The following is a 19,257-nucleotide window of genomic DNA, read 5'->3' on the forward strand; positions in this document are numbered from 1 at the left end:
ACCCTGATTAGGAACCAAAAAATTTAAGGGCTCATTTGAGCCCTTTATCGCTCAGTTTACTTCTGAGAATTTGCACTGTGGCTAGGGTACGAACCATGACAATAAAAACAAAACTTAACGCTTTAATGACTCCTTGCTTAGCACTGGGACTTGGTTTCGCTGCATTACCTGCGCAAGCACACTTTCCACTGATGAACTGCTGGTTTGAAGGCAAAACCGTTGCTTGTGAAGCGGGCTATTCAGATGGCAGCAAAGCGATTGATTACGCGGTTGAGATGTATGATTACGAAGACAACTTGATTGCAAAAGAGATGACAGATAAACGTTCTATCGTTGAATTCCCACACCCAAACACTGAGTTCTACCTTGTATTTGATTCAGGGCACGAGTTTCCTGTTGAAGTGGACGTTGTTGAGATCAGCGAGAAATGATGATTCAAGGTGTACGTGCTGACACGGGAGGCAGAGAAGGCAAATGGGTAGGGCTGATTATTGTGGCCATTCTGAGCTTTGCCACGGTTGCTATCCCATTTCATCAAGCAGATTCTCATATCGTAGCGGTACTTGATCATCAGATCTTAGTTACCGATGTCGAGCAAGAAAACTTGGCGATGCTATCAGAGCTACGTTTGGCTCATGAAGAAATCCGAGACCTGCGTATGGACTTAGATGGCGAATGGCCAAGTGTCATGTCACTTAAAGATGAATGGGTTGCCCCGTTTGTCGAAGACCAGAGTTGGAAGCGCAAAGGCTCTCATATTTGGGTATTGGACGAGCGTGGTTACTATTTCTCTACGCCAAGTGAAGATGTGACACCAAGTGAACAAGCTACGCCAACCGGTCATGGTTCTGCAGATTCCTTTATTTTAAACGCGAACAGTGTTTCTCCTGAAATCTGGATCTTCTTGGGTGGTGTAGCGAAACAGCCAGCTACTTTTGACCAACAAACGCTTGAGTCTACTGGTTGGAAAATGGTCGTGAACGAATCAGAAATTGAACAGCATCATGAAAGCGATGCTCACTAATAATAAGAGAATTACTATGCGAATTATGACTCTGTTCATGTCGTTATTAGCGGTGTTCATGGCACCCAATGCATTGGCAAAAGAATACAAGATCGACAGTGATAAGCTGACTATTGGTATCACGCTTCAGCCTTACTACAGCTACGTAAAAGCAGTAGTAGGCGATAAAGTGAACATTCTTCCGTTGGTTGACGCAGGTTTCAACCCACATAACTACTTACCACAACCCAATGATTTAAAGCGATTGAGCCAAATGGATGCAATCGTAGTAAACGGTATTGGTCACGATGACTTCGCACTTAAAGTGATTTCAGCCGCGCAACGTGGTGACTTAGTCGTGATCGAAGCGAATAAAGAAGTGCCTCTACTTCCTGCTCTTGGTCAGTCTGTTGGTCAAGGTGCCGTTAACCCGCATACCTTTGTTGGGCTTTCGACAACGATTCAAAAGGTTTACACCATTGCTAGTGAAGTTTCTAAGCTCGACCCAGACAACGCTGCGTTTTATCGCAAGAATGCGCGTAAATACGCTAAGCAATTTCGTTTCATGAAGCGTGATGCGATGTTGTCCTTAGGTGAGTTAGATACCTCAGGCATGAAGGTTGCGACTACGCACAACGCTTATGGTTACATTCTCCAAGAGTTTGGGGTGGATGTCGTGGCAGTAATTGAGCCTGCACACGGTGTTGAGCCAAGTGCTAGCCAACTTCAAGAGACGATCGAGAAGATCCGCGCATCGGGCATTGATGTTCTGTTCTACGAGTTAAACATGCCAAACCGTTTTGTTGACACGATTGAAGCGGAAACAGGCGTTCAGCTTTATCGTTTCTCTCACATGACCCACGGCGAATATGAAGACGACAAAGTAGAAGTTGAGATGAAGAAGAACCTAGAAACGTTAATCGAAGCAATGAAGTTTGCGGCGGCGAACCAAGCGAAAAGCGGGAACGCATAATGCTAGGTCCATCAATCTCAATTAATAAACTGGGTCTGCAATACGACAACAACGTGATTCTTGATGATATCTCGTTAGAACTTAAAGCGGGCGAGTGTCATGTGATCATGGGACCAAACGGCGGCGGCAAAACTTCTTTGCTACGCTCTGTACTTGGCCTTACGCCTTTCTCCGGTCAAATCAATATCCACTGGCCAGAAAAGCCAAGTATTGGTTACGTTCCCCAGAAAGCGACCTTCGAATCGAGCTTACCTTTGACGGTAATGGACTTCGTACTGCTTAACCAAACGCGAATCCCATTGTTTTGGCGTCGTAAATCTAAGCAATTGGATCTTGCACTCGCACAGTTAGATCGCGTTGGTATGGCGACACGCAGCGACCGCCGTATGGGACAGTTATCGGGTGGTGAGCAGCAACGTGTGTTGTTCGCTCAAGCGTTATTGGATAACCCGAGCTTACTTGTGTTGGATGAACCTACGACGGGCATGGACGAGCAGGGCGTTCGTTATCTGGAATCACTCATTCGTGAATGTGTTGATGAAGGCCGCACGATTCTTGCGGTACATCACGATGTCACAGCAGTGCGTCGTCTTGAAGCCAATGTACATGTTGTGAATCGATTCTTGGTCGATAGTGGTCCACACGAAGAAGTCTTACACCCTAGTAAAATTGAGAGTCTCTTTCAGCATTACAGCAGTGGTTCTGCCATAACTAAATCTCAGGAGGTTGCGTAATGGAATGGTTACGACAACTTGCCATTAGTGGCGTGGAAGCGGGGTGGTTATCAGAAAGCTTCATGTATGCCTTTATGGTCAATGCTCTAGTAGCAGCGTTATTACTTGGCCCTCTGTTAGGTGGGCTTGGTACTTTGGTGATTGCTAAGCGTCTCGCTTTCTTCTCTGAAGCGGTGGGACACGCGGCATTAACCGGTATCGCAATCGGTGTTTTGCTTGGTGAGCCACCAGAAAACCCAATCATTGGTCTGTTTAGCTTCTGTATGATCTTCGCTCTGCTTCTTCACTTTGTAAGAAACAGAACCAATGTTCCATACGACACCCTAGTTGGCGTTTTTCTTGCTCTAGCCTTGGCTGTGGGTGCGGCGTTACTGATGTACGTTGCTCGTAAGATCAACATCCACATGCTTGAAAACGTACTGTTTGGCTCGATTCTGACCGTAACAGACCAAGACTTAGCGATTCTTGCAGGTAGCTGCGCGATCATCATCTTGCTATTGATACCGACGTTCAACCGCATTCTCCTGACTTGTATCAGCCCTGATATTGCAAAGGTGCGCGGTTATAACACCAGTTTCTATGATTACTTGTTTGTCATGATGATTACCTTAGTCACGATTGCAGCCGTGAAGATAGTGGGTGCGGTTTTGGTGGGTGCGTTATTGCTGATCCCTGGTGCGACCGCTCGATTGCTGACTAAACGCATGGGAAGCTTTGTACTGCTGTCTGCATTGCTGGCCACCATCGCGTGTTTGGTCGGAACCGTGCTGCCTATGGAGCTAAAACTGCCAGTGCCATCGGGCGCGTCAATCATCATCGTTTCTGCAACGTTTTTCTTAGCAGCAACGCTATACCGAATTGTAAGAAAGGCGTAATCATGACTTGTTTAATGAATCGTATCGCTAGCTCAGTAAAAGCAACCGCTCAAGTGAGTGTACTTGGTAGTATGTTAATAGCTGGTTCTGTGCTGTCACTGAACGTGAATGCAGAAGATATTCTAACCAGTACACCTGTGACTTATGCGTTGGCGACAGAGCTAACCAAAGGCACGGACATTACGACCGAATATCTGCCACCCAAGCGCTACGGTATTGACCGTCTGCCGAATTGGTTTGGTACCAAGGGGGCGAATAAAGTGCTTCAATCGGGTGAAAAGGCGACCGTTGCTGTAACGCTGTCATCCATCTGGCAAGCGGATCCTACCTTCGTCTACGCAAGACAAGGAAACATACGTTTAGTGGAAGTAGATGCGGCTCAAGCAATTACACCGCGAGCACAAGGTGTAGCAGCGCTTACATTGTCCAGTGGTGATGTGTCTAAATACGCGTGGTTAAACCCGACTAACTTAACGCGTATGGCGGCGATTGTAGCTGACGACTTTAAGTTGTTGTGGCCTGCGCAAGCGGAAACGATTGATAGCAACTTACAACGTGTGATGTTGGATGTTCGTGAACTCATCAACAAGCAACAAGCGGTACTTTTAGATAATGAAGTAGATTCGGTGTTGCTGCTTTCAGAAAGCTTGGAAGATTTTGCGTCTGGTAGCCAATTGTTTGTTGAAGAGCGCTTGTTCAAAGCTGAACTGGAATGGACAGACAAAGACAAAGCCAAGCTTAAACAGATGTTTTCGGAAGATGATGCTCTATGGTTAGTCACAGCGAAAAAGCCAAGTAACTTGGTTAAATCATTGGTACCGAATGAGCGTATCTTGGTGGTGGATTCTGTTGACCGTTGGGGTAGAGCAGGAATCAACGCAAAAGCACCGTTTGCCCGTTGGGAAGTACAGCCATTCAAAGGCTAACCAGCGTGATTAAAAGTGGTAGGATCAAAAAAGCAGCCCAAATAGAGGCTGCTTTTTTTGTTCTTGTCCATTAGTTCTATTCAGAGCTTAGAACAAGAGGGCTGCGAATATTAAACTTACTCTGCAGCTTTTGTCTCTTCAGTTTCAACAGTTGCTTCTACTGAGCCTTCAGCTTGCTCTTGAGCTGCTTTAGCTTGTTCTTCAGCTTCCATTTTTGCTCGGTCAGCTTTAGAAATGTAGCGAGGCTTGTTGCTACTATGCAGTTTAGAATTCGCCTGTTTCTGCTTCTTTTTTAGAATTTGATTGATTTTTTTCTTACGGTTCATTGCTGCATAGCCTTGTATTTAGTTTAGGCGGTGGAGGATAATCATTTTAGCTCTAGAACTCAATATTTACATGGTATTCAGCTAGGAAAATATCACTATGCAGGCAGTCGAGACCGAACGTTTAAGATTAAGAATGATCACACCTCAAGATGCGACGTTTATTCAACGATTATACAGCTCAGAAGATTTCTTGCGTTACATTGGTGATAAGGAAATCAACGACACTGACAAGGCTGTAGAGTACATCGAAAACAACATTCTTAAGATGTATGAAGAGAAGGGCGTCTGTTTGTTGATGGTCGAAATCAAGGATACTTCAACGCCAATTGGTATTTGCGGCTTAATTAAAAGAGACACTTTAGAGTCGCATGATATTGGTTACGGGTTTGTCCCTGAGTTTTATGGTCAAGGTTTTGCTCAAGAAGCAGCGGAGGCGATAATTGAACAAGCTAAGCAGAATGCTGATATCGTCATTTAGTTGCCATCACCACCTCTGATAACATTCGAAGCATCGCACTGCTAACTAAGTTAGGTTTCGTGTTCGATCGAGTTGAAGAGACGATAAACGAAAGCATTAATCTCAACCTGTACGGTTTCTCACTAGGTAATTAAAACATGTTCCAACATAACAATATTCTACAAGGCGAGCTCGCAACGGAGTACAAAACCGTTATTGCGATGGTGCATATCTACTGTAAAGACCATCACAGTGCGATGCGCGAGAATAACGCGTTATGTGAGGAGTGTGAGCAACTGTTGCGTTATGCAGAAACCCGACTTGACCGTTGCCCTTATGGTGAGGCTAAACCGACCTGCAATAAGTGTCCGATTCATTGCTATAAACCTGACCCGAAAGAGCAAATGCGTTTAGTGATGCGCTATGCAGGACCAAGAATGTTACTCAAGCATCCGATTTTAGCGATTCGTCATTTGATTCATGAGAAGAGAAAAGTGCCAGAAAAGCCTCTGCCGAATGTGTCGAACCGTCATATTCGAATGAACAAGAAGTAAGTGGCGCTTTAAAGTCATTTCTAAAGAAACGAAAAAAGGTCTGATTTCTCAGACCTTTTTGATGTAGATACGTTTTATCTAAACTTGAACACAGCTAAGTAACCTACGCCGCTTGAGGCTCATCGTAGGTCACTGTGAGGTTGTTGATCCAGCGTCTGCTCAAGTAACGGTGTGAACATATTGCCAGTTTCACCACTTCTTCTACCAACATCAAACCATAGATGTATTTGAAATCCCACCCTGCGATAAACGCGCCGTAAACACACACAGGAATACCAACCATCCACATTGCGATGAAATCCATACGCAAGCAGAACGCATTATCGCCACCAGCGCGAATAATACCGTTAATGATCACCATGTTCAGCATACGAATCACCACAGCAAAGCACATAATGGTCATTGCAGGTGAAGCGAGTGGGTAAAGTGCATCTGTAGAAAGGTTCAGCCATGTTAGAACATGTTCTTTACCCATAAACAGTATTAACCCTACTACCGCACCAAAGCCAATGACGGCTTTAATGAACGTCAGACCCATATTCATCGCGTCATCAAACTCATCACGGCCTAATGAATGACCAAGCAACACGGAACACGCTACAGAAATACCAAAGAAAATCGAGTAACACAGTGATTCAAACGGCGCGAGCATAGAAAATACGGCGAGTTCCGTTGTGCCCATGTGACCAAAGATCATTTGGTATGCCATAGTACCCATTGCCCATAACACCGCATTCATCGTTAGTGGCAAAGCAATACGACGGTAAGATAACCACAATGATGGACGATGTGGTGAGCTAGGCGTGGTCAATAACCAGTGTTTACGCATGCGCATGTAGCCGTACATCAAGCCAACTTGAATCGCACGAGCGAGTGTTGTCGCAAGAGCTGCACCTGCTACACCCATAGCCGGAATACCAAAGGCACCTTTAATTAGAACGAAGTTAAGCGCAATGTTGAGTGCAATGGTCACCGCGCCAAGTAATAATGGAGTTACGGTGTCACCTGATGAGCGCATGCTTGCCTCTACCACGACGACAATATGAGTCAGCAGCAGAACAGGGAATCCATACCAAAGGTAAGTCGCGCCAAGTTCAATCACGGTTTGATCGCTGGTTTGCAACATCATTAAAAACTGAGAACCAAGAGTGATGATTACAGTCACAGGCAGCAGAACTTTTAGGCCAAATACCATCGCGATAGATGACACTGTGCGCGCGCTTTTGCGGTCGTTCTTCCCCCAGTATTGAGCGACTAATGTTCCGTTTGCTGAGGCCAACCCTGCCATAATCATAATAGCAACGAAGTGCCATTTTGATGCAATTCCCACAGCGGCAGCTGCTTCCATGCCAAAATCACTGACCATTAAAACGTCAGCAAGGGCAAGAATAGCAACCAGCGCGCTTTGCAAAGCAACAGGCAAACCAAGTTTAACGATACGAGGTAAGATGCTCTCTGGCTTGTTATTCATAGATGAGTTAGGGTTGATGTTAGTTGTCATAAGCTCTCCGATTTATGGCAGAACTATAGTGATTTGAGCGAAGTAACAACATGTTTAAAAAACAACAAAACCTGTGCGAATCCGTCATTGATACCATGAAGCCTAAATCAACGTGGCAAGATGATGTTTTTCTCGCGGAACAATGTAAAGAACGTTTTTTGACCGTTGAAGATATCCCGGAAATGAAAAGCTGTGGTGTCTATATGGGTGGTATGGCAAAGCTGCATGAAGCGTATTGGGTTGAACGTGAATCTGTAAATGTTCATACGTTGATTTTTACGCAAGAAGGGGGCGGAATCCTTACCACCGCAACCTCAGTACAAGCGATTACGCCATACACGCTGGTGGTTCTTCCTGCTGGAACCCCATTTCGCTTTGAACTCGATCCTCAATACAACTATTGGAAAATGGCGTGGATGCTGACGCCTGATACCCTACAGTGGCAACATATTGCGAGCTTGGGTCAGAGCATTGTGCCTTTCGGCGAGTGCGAACAAATCTGGTCACTAATGAACTTGGTTCACTTTGAAATCGGCGGCAGGGCAAGTTATAGAAAGCTGCTGATGAGCGAAATCATACGTACGTTAACAGGGTTTGAGCCTAAATCGACCAGCACCACGGCACGTGTTCAGGCGTTATACAACGAAATCGAAAGCAGTCTGCATTTAGCGTGGACAGTAGCAGGCATGGCTGAGCGTGTGTTTATTAGTGAAGAGCAGTTAAATCGAGTCACGAAGTCGCTGTTCAATGTTTCTCCACGCAGCAAATTGATTCAGCTGAGAATGGATAAAGCGACCAGTTTGTTGAAGCAGCAAGATTGGTCGGTGTCGATGATAGCCAATCGTCTGGGGTATAAAGACCCATATAATTTCTCACATCGGTTTAAGAAGCATTTTGGTTTATCTCCGAGCCAATATCGTAAAAGCCACCGCCTGACACGCTAACTTATTAATCTGAAAATCAAAGTAAAAGGTCGGTAGAAATGTGTCTGATATTCGGACGAAATTTAACTGTAAATCCAATATAAAACAGTGTTCATTTACGATGTCTGATAACTCAAGAATGCAGTAGATTTACTGTATTGTTAACGAACGGGGTTATGTACTTTTCTCTTACTTTTATGGTCATGCCTATGCAAATCGGTATGGCTGATTCACAAAATAAGAGGTAAGTGATGCCACAAGACATAACGGACATGCCGGACTTTAGTTCTGAACGGGTAATCGTTCTCAACAGGAGAGAAGTGAATACTAAAACGAAATTGGTCCGAAAGGAAGAGAACGGGTCAATCGTCGGGACATTATCTGAACCACACCGTAAGGTACTTTTCTATCTTTACCAGAACAAAGGCGTGGTCATCAGCAAGAATATTCTCAAGCGCGTAGGGTGGCCTGGTAAGTCTGTGACATCCGCTTCAGTGCTTGTTGCCATTTATGAAATTCGCAGAATGATAGACTGTAAATGCATCTATACCATACCGAATGAAGGTTATTTGTTAGAGCCCAGACCCTGCTGTTGATATTCTGTTCATATTCTTATAATAAAAATTTAATCTCTTTACCGTATACGCTGCTTTCATTATCTTCGATTTTAAGCGTCCATTTATAAGTGACGTTATTAAACACATCTCTTAATAAAGTTGTGTCGTTGGTTGCTCTATTAGGGAATATTATATGAATACGGACTCTTCCCCTGTAATTGAAGGTAAACGTGTAGAACAAAACGAGGTCTTGGAGGTAAACGGAAAGGTTATCGAGCTGAACACAAAGCTCATACGCAATCTAGAAAATGGTTATATCGTTGGAACGATGCCATTAGCTTACAGAAAAATGATTCTCTCTATGAATCGTCATCGTGGACAACTATTCAGTGTCGGCCAGCTAAAAAACATCGGTTGGGAAGGCGAGAAGGTCACCAACTCTTCGGTGATTGTCGCTATTTCAGAGATACGCTCAATTCTTGGTGATGGATTGATCTTAACGATCACGGGCGAAGGCTATGTGTTTCAACCATAGTGTTAACCATTAAGTATTGCGTATAAAAAAAGGGCGCTTCCTTCAGACTTATCGTCTTTGGTGAAGAGCCCCTCAGTGTATCGTTCAATCTTACGTGATTAGAATCGATTACTCGCCAGCGATTTGTAGTGGAGAGCGTTTTAGGCTTGCAATCAGCATGTAGATCGTTGTCGCTAGCAGAGACGCGAAAAGGTAAGTGAATAACCCTGCTTGAGAATCCATGAAGCTGTCTGCCACGATTGGACCTGCAACCGAACCGATGCTGTAGCAAAGCAGCATGATTTGAGTCACTGACACCAAGTAACTTGGATCTAAGTTACGGCAGCCCAAGTTAATTGCAATTGGGTAAAGTGCGAACGTCGCCATGCCTAGCACGAACAGGCTCATGCCTAGTACGTAGAAGTCATGATTGATTGTTAGTACGCCAATGCTTGCAACACCGAGTAGGCAGAACAAAGCCATTAACAACACTTGACCTACATGGTGAGATAACCAAGTCACCATCGGCTGCACAGCCATGCCACCCATAATCACTAAAGCCATCAAACCACCAATGTCTTCATGCGCAATGTTACGTTGAGCAAGCTCTACTGGCATTAAACCGTAAATCGCACCCAGTGTAAGCCCAGACACAATGCAGCCAATTAAAGCGCTGTGGCTCAATTTGCTGACCTGTTTTAGAGACAGAGACTGGGCATCGTGAATCTGTGGTGGTGTTGCTTGTCCGTACATCAGCACAATGATCGCACCAAATAGCAGTGTGAACATCGCGATAAAAGGTACGCCGCCAGTGATACCTAGGTAACCAATGCCTAGCTGACCAACCGCAGAACCGCCGTACAGAGAACACATGTAAATCGCTAGGCGTTTAGCACGTTGTGATTCGTCACCGCTCATTAGCCATGATTCAACGATTACAAATATGCCTGCTACCGCAACACCAGCAACAAAACGAGCCAATAGCCATACTGCTTGATGTGGGATCAATGGCAACACTAGGATCGTTGCAATGAACACACTCAGTGCAACTACGAACGCATCTTTATGACCAATACGAGCAATCGCACGCTCGATCAATAACGTACCCGCTAGAAGACCCGCATAAAAGGCACTCGCCAACCAACTCGATAGATTACTGTCTAGGCCATATTCAGACAGCATTAATGGCAAAGAGCTCATTAAGTAGCCAGAAGCGATCGCGTAGAAAGACAGTGCAATAACTGGAACGGTTATGCGAGTTGTTGGTTGGATGTTGTCCAATGCAGGAGCCTCCGATAGTGAAAGAAACGATGAATTTTCCGCGACTATGGGGGAGAAACTGAATTGGGTAAAACGAATAAAAATGGTCGTTAAGATAAAAGAAATTTATCGCCAATCTAAACAAAAATACCATTGCGCTATTTAACGATTTGGCGAGATTTTATGCGGTCAAAAAGTACTTAAGCCGTTGTTCAGCGGTGGTTTAATTTAGAAAGCGATCGCAGAATCGTTGTCTATCTTTGATTTGGATTGAATGGAAGTTTATGTGTTAGGCCGTTTCTTTACGGTATTGGCGTGGCGAGTTACCACTCCACTTACGAAAGGCATGACGAAAGTTCGCGCTATCTGAAAATCCCACACGCTCAGAGATCTCCTCAATGCTCATTTTGGTCGAAGACAGATAGTGTCTTGAAAGATGAAAGCGAACATGGTCGAGTATCTTCTGATAGCTGGTATCAGCAGCTTTAAGGTGTCTACGTAGTGTGCGAGAAGACATCCCCAGTTCTGAAGAGATTGATTCTATCGATGGGTAACTTCCTGGCCTCTCGAGCAGCATTTGTGAGACCTTTTCTTTAAGGCTGGTGGACGCACTGACTTTTGCCAACATGTCATCACATGATTTAAGACACATCTGTAACGTGATGGTATTGGCCGTAGGAAGAGGCGAGTACAAGCTCGTTGCATCAAATTGCCATTCGAGGCGATCACTATTAAATTCAACCGGGCAACGGAAAATCTCGGTATAGAGGTCACCGTATTCTGGTTTCGGATAAGGGAAGCGGATCACTTGGGATGGAAAGGGCTGTTGCAGAACTTCTTCACACAGGCTTTGAATTGCCGCGAACCAATACTCACAACAAAATGGAAGCAGAGAGTCCAAGTCGATCAGCTGCTCTGCTCTGAAGTATCCAACGTTATCTTCTACTGACATAGTTTTTCTCAGCACTGGGCCAGCAAGTTGGAGATATTTAAACCCAATCAGCAAAGCATCTAACAGCGTTTCGCTACTGAATACCGCATAACCCAAAACACCAAAGTCGCTAAACCGTGCTTGCTGGCCAACTCTTAACCCTAAACCGCCTTCATCAGTATTTGCCAGTGCATTGCTAAATACCGCCAACTTTTGCGCCAAGGTAATGTGCGTGTCTGGCGTGTTGAGCTGAAGGTCATCAATGTTACTGCCTTCCAACAATGCTTCGATATTAAGCGCGGGTGACATATAGCGATGCAGTAGTTGAAGATCAAGAATACCGAATGCTTGCATATCGGGCTCGTAGACTGCGGTGTATTCCATAGGATGCCTCTGGTTGAATATCGTCATCTTAACCGAACTTTTAACATTTACGCCTGTTGCTTGTTCTCACTTTCCCAAGCTTGTTCAAACTTTTGCTTGATGTGTGCAAGGTTTTACAAGGTCTGATTGAGCTGTGTCCGAATATCACCGGTTTTTGTCTTTTTGAAACCTGTTCGATATGTTATCAAAATGTTGTAATTTGATGGGTTGCACATTGGAGCGTCTCAAACATTTTGCTCAATACCTACGGTTTTGCTCAATAACGACTTTTACCTATATGACACGCCAATGTGCAGGCTTTGATAGCAACAAAGACAACACTTATTACAACGATTAAAACGTCTAAGGCGAACGTGACCGTTAGGTCTAGCCAAATAAGGAGATCATGGATGCACAATCTTGCTGTTAACTTGGAACGTAGCGCTTCGCTGTTTCCAACTAAAGCCGCTCTGCGCATGGGCACAGATGAAGTCAGTTTCGCTCAGTTGGAACAACTTGCTGGGAAGGTAGCTACGAATCTAGAGAGACTTGGCTTAAAAAAGGGTGATAAGGTCGCGCTGTCGTGTCCCAATGTGACTTATTTCCTCATTGCTTATTACGGTATTCTAAAAGCAGGCTGTGTCGTAGTGCCTTTAAACGTGTTGTTTAAGGCCAGAGAGATCGCTTATCACCTTAATGATTCTGATTCGAAAGCTTATTTATGCTTTGAGGGCAGTGAAGAGCTACCCATTGGGCGCTATGGATTACAAGGTTTTGCGCAGGCCGATAACTGCGAACATTTCGTTTCTATACCAATACCAAACGGCGCAACATCCACGCTCTCAGAAAACCATAACGAGCAAGAAACGATCGCAGATTGGCTAGCACAACCTTTGGATGTGTATGAGTCTGTAGCGTGTCATGGCGATGATACCGCAGTCATTCTGTATACCTCGGGTACCACAGGCCAGCCAAAGGGCGCAGAGCTTTCACACACCAACATGCAAACCAATGCGATGTCGTCACAGTATCTGATGAGATTGGAATACAGCGACACGACGATGGCCACGCTTCCTCTGTTCCACAGCTTTGGCCAAACCGTCATGATGAACGCGAGCGTGTTGACGGGATCAACCATGGTCTTGATTCCACGTTTTGAGCCGTCACTGGTGATTGACCAGATCATTAACCATAAAGTGAGTGTCTTTGCTGGTGTTCCAACCATGTATATCGCGCTGCTAAAGGCGGGAGAAGAGTCTCCTGATACTTCAGAGCAAACAAGCAAACGGTCTGAACAGGTTAAACATAGCTTAAGGCTTGGCGTGTCTGGTGGTGCTTCGATGCCGCTTGAGGTTATTCGTCAGTTTGAATCTCGCTTTGAATTACCGGTATTGGAAGGATACGGGCTATCTGAAACAGCGCCAGTCGCGACTTTCAATCATATCGATGGTGATCGTCTGTCGGGCAGTGTTGGTCAGCCGTTGTGTGGTCACCTTATCAAGATTACTGATGTACAAGGCAACTCGGTGGCAATGGGAGAATTGGGCGAAGTGTGCATTAAGAGCCCAAGTGTTATGAAAGGCTACTATCAACGACCGGAAGCAACGGCAGAAGCGATCAGAGATGGTTGGTTTTTAACGGGCGATATCGGACGCGTTGATGAGCATGGAAACTTGTTTATTGTCGACCGTGTAAAAGACATGATCATCCGCGGTGGTTACAACGTTTATCCGCGAGAAATCGAAGAAGTATTGATGTGTCACCCTGATGTGGAAATGGTAGCGGTGGTGGGCGAACATCATGAGCAGCTAGGTGAAGAGATTCATGCCCATGTGGTGCTTCACGAGCATACTCAATGTGATAGCAAAGCCTTGATGGCTTGGTGTCGTGAGCAACTCGCGGATTACAAATACCCTCGTAAAGTGTTCATTCGTAGTGCGTTACCGATGACGGCAACAGGTAAAATCTTGAAGCGAGAGTTGCACCCTTTAGAAGTCGCGGAGGCAATCAATGGATAACTATGACTTGATTATCGTGGGCGGTGGCTCCGCTGGTTGTGTGATGGCTTCTCGGCTTTCTGAAGACCCAAACACGACCGTTTGTTTATTGGAGGCTGGTGGCAAAGACACGAGCCCATTTATTCATACTCCAGTGGGTGTTGTGGCGATGATGCCAACCAAGCTCAACAACTGGGCTTTCGAGACCGTTGAACAGCCGGGTTTAAATGGTCGCAAGGGCTATCAACCGAGGGGTAAGACACTCGGTGGTTCTAGCTCTATTAATGCGATGATGTACGCCCGTGGGCATCGCTACGACTACGATACATGGGAAAGCTTAGGCAATGCTGGCTGGAACTATGAATCGTGTCTGCCTTACTTTAAAAAAGCAGAGAATAACGAAGTCTACCAAGATGAGTACCATGGCCAAGGCGGTCCATTGAATGTGGCGAACCTTAGGTCGCCAAGCCCAATGTTGGAACGCTATTTAACTGCGTGTGAGTCGATAGGTGTTCCTCGTAATGACGATATCAACGGCGCCGCTCAGTTTGGTGCAATGCCGACGCAGGTGACTCAGCTGAATGGTGAACGATGTAGCGCTGCTAAGGCTTACTTGACACCAAACTTGTCACGACCCAACCTCACTGTGGTAACTAAAGCAACCACACATAAGGTTTTGTTTGAAGGTAAAAAAGCGGTAGGTATTGAATATGGATCGAATGGCAAACGTTATCAGATCCGATGCAACAAGGAAATCATTTTGTCTGCAGGTGCTTTTGGGTCGCCCCAGTTGCTGTTGCTATCGGGCGTTGGCGCTAAAGATGAGTTGACGGTTCATGGCATAGAACAAGTTCATGAGTTACCGGGAGTGGGTAAGAACCTGCAAGATCATATCGACTTGGTTCACTCATACAAGTGCAGCGAAAAGCGCGAAACTTTTGGTATCTCGCTGCAAATGGCCTCTGAAATGACCAAAGCACTGCCTTTGTGGCACAAAGAACGCCGAGGCAAGATGAGCAGTAACTTTGCCGAAGGGATAGGCTTTCTTTGTTCCGATGATCATATCGCTGTGCCAGATTTAGAGTTTGTATTTGTGGTCGCAGTAGTCGATGACCATGCGAGAAAAATTCACACCAGTCATGGATTTACGTCACATGTCACCTTACTGAGACCTAAAAGCCATGGCACTGTAACACTGATTAGTGCTGATCCATACGATCCTCCCAAGATCGACCCTGCGTTTTTCAGCCACCCTGAAGACATGGAGATTATGATTAAAGGGTGGAAAAAGCAGTATCAAATGCTAGAAAGCGAAGCGTTCGATGATATCCGTGGCAATGCTTTTTATCCTGTCGATGCCAATGATGACAAGGCTATCGAGGAAGACATCCGTAACCGCGCTGATACCCAATATCACCCTGTTGGAACCTGTAAAATGGGACCTAGCAGTGATTCATTAGCCGTGGTGGATGAAGATCTTAAAGTCCATGGGTTGAACAACTTAAGAGTCATTGACGCGTCAGTTATGCCGACATTAGTCGGGGCCAATACCAATGCGCCAACCATAATGATTGCTGAGAAAGTCGCTGATCAAATTAAAAACCAATATAGCTTGGATAAGAAAGACAGTGTAAATAAGCAAGGCGCGAATGAGAGCGCAGAACATGAAATGACTGGTTAGAAGCACAGATTAGAGATAACAAGCGGATTTACAATAGGTTAGGGAGCCTTATCCATTAAGGTTCCTTAACCTATTTTGTTTGTTGATTACTCAAAGAACCGAAACAAACTTACTTAGTTAGAGCTTGATTAAGCCATTGATCAAATTGACCTTTAGGTAACGCTCCGTTAATTGTATCGACACGTTTACCGTCTTTAAAAACCATCACCGTAGGAATACTTCTGATTTGATACATTGCCGCAAGCTGTTGCTGAGCTTCAGTATCAATCTTTACAAATCGAACATCTCCAGAGCGCTCTTTTGCAACGTCGCTGAACACAGGCGCGAAGCCCACACATGGGTTACACCACGTTGCCCAGAAATCGACAACGACAGGCTGTGAACTGTTCAAGATAGATTGGAAATTAAGAGACGTTCCCTCGATAGGAGCGCCATCGAGCAGTGCTGTTTTGCATTTGCCGCATGTTGGGCTTTCTGAAACTCTTTCTGAAGGAACTCGGTTTACGCCATTACAAGAAGGGCAGCGTGTGTTGAATGTAGACATAACTTTCTCTTTTTATTGTAACTCCGTGGCTAACGCGATTTACGAATCACGCTCGGAGCGCTTATACTGTTTAAAACTAGAATACGATACTTAAATAAAAACAAACAATAAACAGGTAAATGATGACAAAATTTTACGCCGAAATTACTGGCTGGGGAAAGTGTCTACCACCAGCCGTGCTGTCCAATGATGATCTAAGCACTTTCATTGATACGTCTGACGAGTGGATTCGAACTCGAACTGGTATCGAAAACCGTCGTATCAGTCATGTAAATACCTCTGAGCTAGCGACTGTTGCAGCGCAACATGCCATGGCGTGTGCTGGTCTCACAGCTGAAGACATCGACCTTGTGATCATCGCGACGTGCAGCCCTGATTCTCTTATCCCAAATACCGCATCTAAGGTCCAGCAGAACTTAGGAATTAAGAGTGCAGCGGCTTTTGACCTTAATGCAGCGTGTACTGGCTTCATCTACGGTGTTGAAACGGCAACTCGACTGATTCAAGCGGGTAACTACCGTAATGCAATCGTTGTGGGTGCAGAACGTCTGTCGTTTTTCATCGACTGGACCAAGCGTGATACTGCGGTTCTATTTGGTGACGGAGCAGGCGCTGTGGTTCTATCTCGCACTGAAGAGCAAGTTGGCCTGCAAGAAGCTCAAATCGGTTGTGATGCGGAAGGCCGCGATATTCTAGCAGTACCAAAATTCGGTACATCTATGGACCGTTTTGCTGCTGATAACGGCTACTGGGACTTCGATTTTGTCGGCAAAGAGATCTTCAAGCGTGCGGTTAAAGGCATGGGTGCAGCAGCACACACTGTATTGAGCCGTACTGGCATCTCAACAGACAACATCGATGTAGTGATTCCACACCAAGCAAATATCCGTATCATTCAAACGCTGTGCGATATCGCGGGCATTGAGCGTGAGAAAGCGTTTGTGAACATTCAAAACTACGGCAACACGTCGGCTGCGACTGTGCCAATTGCTTTGTGTGAATCGTTAGAGCAAGGCTTTGTTAAACCTAACTCAAACATCCTTGTGGCGGCATTCGGTGCTGGTTTAACTTGGGGTGCTGGTCATATTAAATGGGGTAGCCGAGTTGAACCGTTAGGCCAATCGGACGTTAAGCTGCCAGAAGCGGATAAGTCTGCTTTAGAGCTTTTAGAAAGAGCCATTTTACACTGTAAAACGCATCCTAATTCTGAGAACGACTAACATTATGACGCAAGCTAGCAACATGGCGCAAGTTCGTTTTATGACAGAAGCCGACCTCGATGAGGCGGCTTTGGTTCATCAGTCTGCCATTATCCGACAGAAAAACTCGCGAGATTGGTTACAATGTAACTTGAACGCTTCACCACGTTTTCTTAACTTTATTGCTGAAAGCGATGGTGAGATTGTCGGCTACATTATTTGGGTCCAAAAGAGTGGGTTTAGACCTGAAGCTGTTTTGGAGCTAGAGCAACTTGCTGTGTTACCGAGCGCGCAGGGCAAAGGATTGGGTCAAAAGCTGATTCTAGACTCTTTGCCGCAAGTGAAGCAGAAGCTCGCAGAGCAAGGCTCGACACTAAAACATGTATTAGTGACCACCAGAGCAGACAATTTTGCACAAAAGCTATATCAATCGACGTTGGGCGCAGAAGTCGAAACCACGATTTCAAATCTGTACTCTGCGGATGAAGTGCTTATGATAGCTCGCAATGTAGGTGAACGAATCTGATCGCTGAGTTCTTAGAACTAATTATAATCAGCGGTATAAATCGATTTACGTTTAATTAGGGACTTCTACAGTCCCTTTTGTTATTTCTTAGGAAGTGTTTTGAAGAAAGTTTTAGCAATTGGCTACGTTTGGCCAGAACCGAATTCATCGGCGGCTGGCAGCCATATGATGTCTCTATTACGTCTGTTTAAGAGACAAGGTTGGTCCGTTGAGTTCGCAACGCCAGCTCAAGAAACCGAACACATGATTGATCTCTCAGAAGAGGGAATCACAAGCCAATCTATTCAGTTAAATTGCGATAGCTTTGACCAGTACATCGAAGAGCTGCAGCCTGATGTTGTTATGTTTGACCGTTTTATGATGGAAGAACAATTTGGTTGGCGCGTTGAAAAGGTATGCCCGAATGCCTTTAAGCTGTTGGATACTGAAGATTTACAGTTCCTACGTAATGCTCGACATGAAGCGGTTAAGAAAGAGACGGAGCTGACCAAAGAGCACCTATACAGTGATTTGGCAAAGCGTGAAATTGCCGCGATTCTACGTTGTGATCTTTCGTTGATCATTTCAAGCTACGAGATGGAATTGCTTCAATCTGAGTTCAATATCGATCCAAAGCTGCTACATCACCTGCCGTTCATGGTTGATCTTAATACGTTACCTAAAAGCACGAAAAGCTTCGACGAACGTAAGCATTTCATGACTATAGGTAACTTTAGACATGCACCTAACTGGGACGCGGTGCTTCAGTTGCAAAAGATTTGGCCAAAGATTCGTAAGCAGTTGCCAGACACTGAACTTCACATTTATGGATCGTATCCACCACCGAAAGCGACGGCTTTGCACAACCCTAAAACCGGTTTTCATATCAAAGGTTGGGCGAAAGACGCTCAAGAAGTAATGGAGCAGGCACGTATTTGTGTTGCGCCACTGCGTTTTGGCGCAGGCATTAAAGGCAAGTTGCTTGATGCGATGAAGCTTCAAACTCCAAACGTAACGAGCGAGATCGGCAGCGAAGGCATGTTACCGCAAGGCGAACTACAATGGCCGGGTGCGGTGGCAGATGATATTGACGAGTTTGTTGAAGCCGCTGTTGCTCTCTATAAAGACGAAGATAAGTGGCTTAAGGCTCAAAGCCAGTGTCATTCGATTCTTGAAGCGCACTATGAACAGAATCAACTGGGCGACAAATTGATAGAGCGTCTGATTGCGCTGGATTCTGAGCTTGAATCACATCGATTGGATAATTTTTTTGGCTCGATGCTTAAGCACCATAGCATGGCAAGTACTAAGTACATGTCACAATGGATTGCTGAGAAGAACAAGATCAAATAGCTGCTTTTTCCAAAAAAAAATGAATCACAAGCCCTTAGGTTACCTCCTAGGGGCTTTTTTCAGGTTCATCGCGGATTAGCG

At 45.2% G+C, this 19,257-nt stretch carries 20 protein-coding genes and 1 pseudogene; 16 read left to right on the forward strand and 5 right to left on the reverse strand.

Features of this window, described 5'->3' with window-relative positions; all coding sequences use genetic code 11:
• Positions 1 to 95: 95 nt before the first annotated feature.
• The 6 genes from BCT34_RS22350 to BCT34_RS22375 are packed head-to-tail and all read left to right on the forward strand — an operon-like array spanning position 96 to position 4,511.
• On the forward strand, positions 96 to 431 hold the full coding sequence (locus BCT34_RS22350; RefSeq protein WP_076651198.1) for a hypothetical protein: 336 nt from the start codon (positions 96 to 98) through the stop codon (positions 429 to 431).
• Complete coding sequence (locus tag BCT34_RS22355; RefSeq protein WP_076651197.1) at positions 428 to 1,024, forward strand: hypothetical protein; 597 nt, start codon at positions 428 to 430, stop codon at positions 1,022 to 1,024. Before BCT34_RS22350 ends, BCT34_RS22355 begins: the two co-directional genes overlap by 4 nt.
• A 16-nt stretch (positions 1,025 to 1,040) precedes the next feature.
• Positions 1,041 to 1,976 (forward strand): zinc ABC transporter substrate-binding protein, encoded by a 936-nt coding sequence (locus tag BCT34_RS22360; RefSeq protein ID WP_076651196.1) that lies wholly within the window; start codon positions 1,041 to 1,043, stop codon positions 1,974 to 1,976.
• Entirely contained in the window at positions 1,976 to 2,710 is a 735-nt protein-coding gene (locus BCT34_RS22365; protein ID WP_076651195.1) for a metal ABC transporter ATP-binding protein, read from the forward strand. Before BCT34_RS22360 ends, BCT34_RS22365 begins: the two co-directional genes overlap by 1 nt.
• Entirely contained in the window at positions 2,710 to 3,585 is an 876-nt protein-coding gene (locus BCT34_RS22370; RefSeq protein ID WP_076651194.1) for a metal ABC transporter permease, read from the forward strand. The genes BCT34_RS22365 and BCT34_RS22370 overlap by 1 nt, the downstream gene beginning before the upstream one ends.
• Positions 3,586 to 3,587: 2 nt before the next feature.
• A complete protein-coding gene (locus tag BCT34_RS22375; RefSeq protein WP_076651193.1) occupies positions 3,588 to 4,511 on the forward strand; it encodes an ABC transporter substrate-binding protein in 924 nt (307 codons plus the stop codon).
• Positions 4,512 to 4,627: 116 nt separating this feature from the next.
• On the opposite strand, the gene BCT34_RS22380 is transcribed toward BCT34_RS22375, so the two are convergent.
• Positions 4,628 to 4,837 carry a DUF2986 domain-containing protein gene (locus BCT34_RS22380; protein WP_076651192.1) on the reverse strand — a complete coding sequence of 70 codons (210 nt, stop codon included), beginning with the start codon at positions 4,835 to 4,837 and terminating at the stop codon, positions 4,628 to 4,630.
• Positions 4,838 to 4,934: 97 nt separating this feature from the next.
• On the opposite strand from BCT34_RS22380, the pseudogene BCT34_RS22385 reads away from it, so the two are divergent.
• Positions 4,935 to 5,449, forward strand: a pseudogene (locus tag BCT34_RS22385) (GNAT family N-acetyltransferase).
• Between the two features lie 3 nt (positions 5,450 to 5,452).
• A complete protein-coding gene (locus BCT34_RS22390; RefSeq protein WP_076651191.1) occupies positions 5,453 to 5,848 on the forward strand; it encodes a nitrous oxide-stimulated promoter family protein in 396 nt (131 codons plus the stop codon).
• Positions 5,849 to 5,951: 103 nt separating this feature from the next.
• On the opposite strand, the gene BCT34_RS22395 is transcribed toward BCT34_RS22390, so the two are convergent.
• Entirely contained in the window at positions 5,952 to 7,349 is a 1,398-nt protein-coding gene (locus BCT34_RS22395) for an MATE family efflux transporter (protein ID WP_076651190.1), read from the reverse strand.
• 50 nt (positions 7,350 to 7,399) lie between these two features.
• On the opposite strand from BCT34_RS22395, the gene BCT34_RS22400 reads away from it, so the two are divergent.
• The 3 genes from BCT34_RS22400 (at position 7,400) to BCT34_RS22410 (ending at position 9,364) form a co-directional block, all read left to right on the forward strand.
• Positions 7,400 to 8,293, forward strand: a complete 894-nt coding sequence (locus BCT34_RS22400; protein ID WP_076651189.1) for an AraC family transcriptional regulator — start codon at positions 7,400 to 7,402, stop codon at positions 8,291 to 8,293.
• 230 nt (positions 8,294 to 8,523) lie between these two features.
• Positions 8,524 to 8,868 (forward strand): winged helix-turn-helix domain-containing protein, encoded by a 345-nt coding sequence (locus BCT34_RS22405; protein WP_076651188.1) that lies wholly within the window; start codon positions 8,524 to 8,526, stop codon positions 8,866 to 8,868.
• 154 nt (positions 8,869 to 9,022) lie between these two features.
• The gene (locus tag BCT34_RS22410; RefSeq protein ID WP_076651187.1) at positions 9,023 to 9,364 is read left to right on the forward strand and encodes a helix-turn-helix domain-containing protein; all 342 of its coding nucleotides are present in this window, start codon (positions 9,023 to 9,025) and stop codon (positions 9,362 to 9,364) included.
• Positions 9,365 to 9,472: 108 nt separating this feature from the next.
• Here BCT34_RS22410 and BCT34_RS22415 read toward each other — a convergent pair whose 3' ends face one another.
• On the reverse strand, positions 9,473 to 10,624 hold the full coding sequence (locus BCT34_RS22415; RefSeq protein WP_017632410.1) for an MFS transporter: 1,152 nt from the start codon (positions 10,622 to 10,624) through the stop codon (positions 9,473 to 9,475).
• Positions 10,625 to 10,892: 268 nt separating this feature from the next.
• Positions 10,893 to 11,918 carry an AraC family transcriptional regulator gene (locus tag BCT34_RS22420; protein WP_076651186.1) on the reverse strand — a complete coding sequence of 342 codons (1,026 nt, stop codon included), beginning with the start codon at positions 11,916 to 11,918 and terminating at the stop codon, positions 10,893 to 10,895.
• A gap of 389 nt (positions 11,919 to 12,307) precedes the next feature.
• Between BCT34_RS22420 and BCT34_RS22425 the strand changes: the two genes are divergently transcribed.
• Entirely contained in the window at positions 12,308 to 13,915 is a 1,608-nt protein-coding gene (locus BCT34_RS22425) for a long-chain fatty acid--CoA ligase (RefSeq protein ID WP_076651185.1), read from the forward strand.
• Complete coding sequence (locus BCT34_RS22430) at positions 13,908 to 15,575, forward strand: GMC family oxidoreductase N-terminal domain-containing protein (RefSeq protein ID WP_076651184.1); 1,668 nt, start codon at positions 13,908 to 13,910, stop codon at positions 15,573 to 15,575. The genes BCT34_RS22425 and BCT34_RS22430 overlap by 8 nt, the downstream gene beginning before the upstream one ends.
• Before the next feature lie 109 nt (positions 15,576 to 15,684).
• On the opposite strand, the gene trxC is transcribed toward BCT34_RS22430, so the two are convergent.
• Positions 15,685 to 16,119: a thioredoxin TrxC gene (gene trxC / locus BCT34_RS22435; RefSeq protein ID WP_076651183.1), complete on the reverse strand. Its 435-nt coding sequence runs from the start codon at positions 16,117 to 16,119 to the stop codon at positions 15,685 to 15,687.
• A 122-nt stretch (positions 16,120 to 16,241) separates the two neighbouring features.
• Here trxC and BCT34_RS22440 point away from each other — a divergent pair, with 122 nt between their 5' ends.
• From BCT34_RS22440 to BCT34_RS22450, 3 genes are all read left to right on the forward strand, one after another.
• Positions 16,242 to 17,339, forward strand: a complete 1,098-nt coding sequence (locus BCT34_RS22440; protein ID WP_076651182.1) for a ketoacyl-ACP synthase III — start codon at positions 16,242 to 16,244, stop codon at positions 17,337 to 17,339.
• Between the two features lie 40 nt (positions 17,340 to 17,379).
• Positions 17,380 to 17,844, forward strand: a complete 465-nt coding sequence (locus tag BCT34_RS22445) for a GNAT family N-acetyltransferase (RefSeq protein ID WP_076651215.1) — start codon at positions 17,380 to 17,382, stop codon at positions 17,842 to 17,844.
• A gap of 99 nt (positions 17,845 to 17,943) precedes the next feature.
• Complete coding sequence (locus BCT34_RS22450; RefSeq protein WP_076651181.1) at positions 17,944 to 19,176, forward strand: glycosyltransferase; 1,233 nt, start codon at positions 17,944 to 17,946, stop codon at positions 19,174 to 19,176.
• Positions 19,177 to 19,257: the final 81 nt, after the last annotated feature.

This window comes from Vibrio sp. 10N.261.45.E2 (genome assembly GCF_002875705.1).
GTDB lineage: Bacteria > Pseudomonadota > Gammaproteobacteria > Enterobacterales > Vibrionaceae > Vibrio.

What these genes read in the sequence shown, in the direction of transcription:
- BCT34_RS22410 (WP_076651187.1), top strand. Translation starts at nt 9,023, where the DNA reads ATGAATACGGACTCTTCCCCTGTAATTGAAGGTAAACGTGTAGAACAA.
- trxC (WP_076651183.1), bottom strand. Translation starts at nt 16,119, where the DNA reads ATGTCTACATTCAACACACGCTGCCCTTCTTGTAATGGCGTAAACCGA.
- BCT34_RS22430 (WP_076651184.1), top strand. Translation starts at nt 13,908, where the DNA reads ATGGATAACTATGACTTGATTATCGTGGGCGGTGGCTCCGCTGGTTGT.
- BCT34_RS22420 (WP_076651186.1), bottom strand. Translation starts at nt 11,918, where the DNA reads ATGGAATACACCGCAGTCTACGAGCCCGATATGCAAGCATTCGGTATT.
- BCT34_RS22445 (WP_076651215.1), top strand. Translation starts at nt 17,380, where the DNA reads ATGACAGAAGCCGACCTCGATGAGGCGGCTTTGGTTCATCAGTCTGCC.
- BCT34_RS22380 (WP_076651192.1), bottom strand. Translation starts at nt 4,837, where the DNA reads ATGAACCGTAAGAAAAAAATCAATCAAATTCTAAAAAAGAAGCAGAAA.
- BCT34_RS22375 (WP_076651193.1), top strand. Translation starts at nt 3,588, where the DNA reads ATGACTTGTTTAATGAATCGTATCGCTAGCTCAGTAAAAGCAACCGCT.
- BCT34_RS22395 (WP_076651190.1), bottom strand. Translation starts at nt 7,349, where the DNA reads ATGACAACTAACATCAACCCTAACTCATCTATGAATAACAAGCCAGAG.
- BCT34_RS22425 (WP_076651185.1), top strand. Translation starts at nt 12,308, where the DNA reads ATGCACAATCTTGCTGTTAACTTGGAACGTAGCGCTTCGCTGTTTCCA.
- BCT34_RS22370 (WP_076651194.1), top strand. Translation starts at nt 2,710, where the DNA reads ATGGAATGGTTACGACAACTTGCCATTAGTGGCGTGGAAGCGGGGTGG.
- BCT34_RS22355 (WP_076651197.1), top strand. Translation starts at nt 428, where the DNA reads ATGATGATTCAAGGTGTACGTGCTGACACGGGAGGCAGAGAAGGCAAA.
- BCT34_RS22350 (WP_076651198.1), top strand. Translation starts at nt 96, where the DNA reads ATGACAATAAAAACAAAACTTAACGCTTTAATGACTCCTTGCTTAGCA.
- BCT34_RS22440 (WP_076651182.1), top strand. Translation starts at nt 16,242, where the DNA reads ATGACAAAATTTTACGCCGAAATTACTGGCTGGGGAAAGTGTCTACCA.
- BCT34_RS22360 (WP_076651196.1), top strand. Translation starts at nt 1,041, where the DNA reads ATGCGAATTATGACTCTGTTCATGTCGTTATTAGCGGTGTTCATGGCA.
- BCT34_RS22405 (WP_076651188.1), top strand. Translation starts at nt 8,524, where the DNA reads ATGCCACAAGACATAACGGACATGCCGGACTTTAGTTCTGAACGGGTA.
- BCT34_RS22400 (WP_076651189.1), top strand. Translation starts at nt 7,400, where the DNA reads ATGTTTAAAAAACAACAAAACCTGTGCGAATCCGTCATTGATACCATG.
- BCT34_RS22365 (WP_076651195.1), top strand. Translation starts at nt 1,976, where the DNA reads ATGCTAGGTCCATCAATCTCAATTAATAAACTGGGTCTGCAATACGAC.
- BCT34_RS22390 (WP_076651191.1), top strand. Translation starts at nt 5,453, where the DNA reads ATGTTCCAACATAACAATATTCTACAAGGCGAGCTCGCAACGGAGTAC.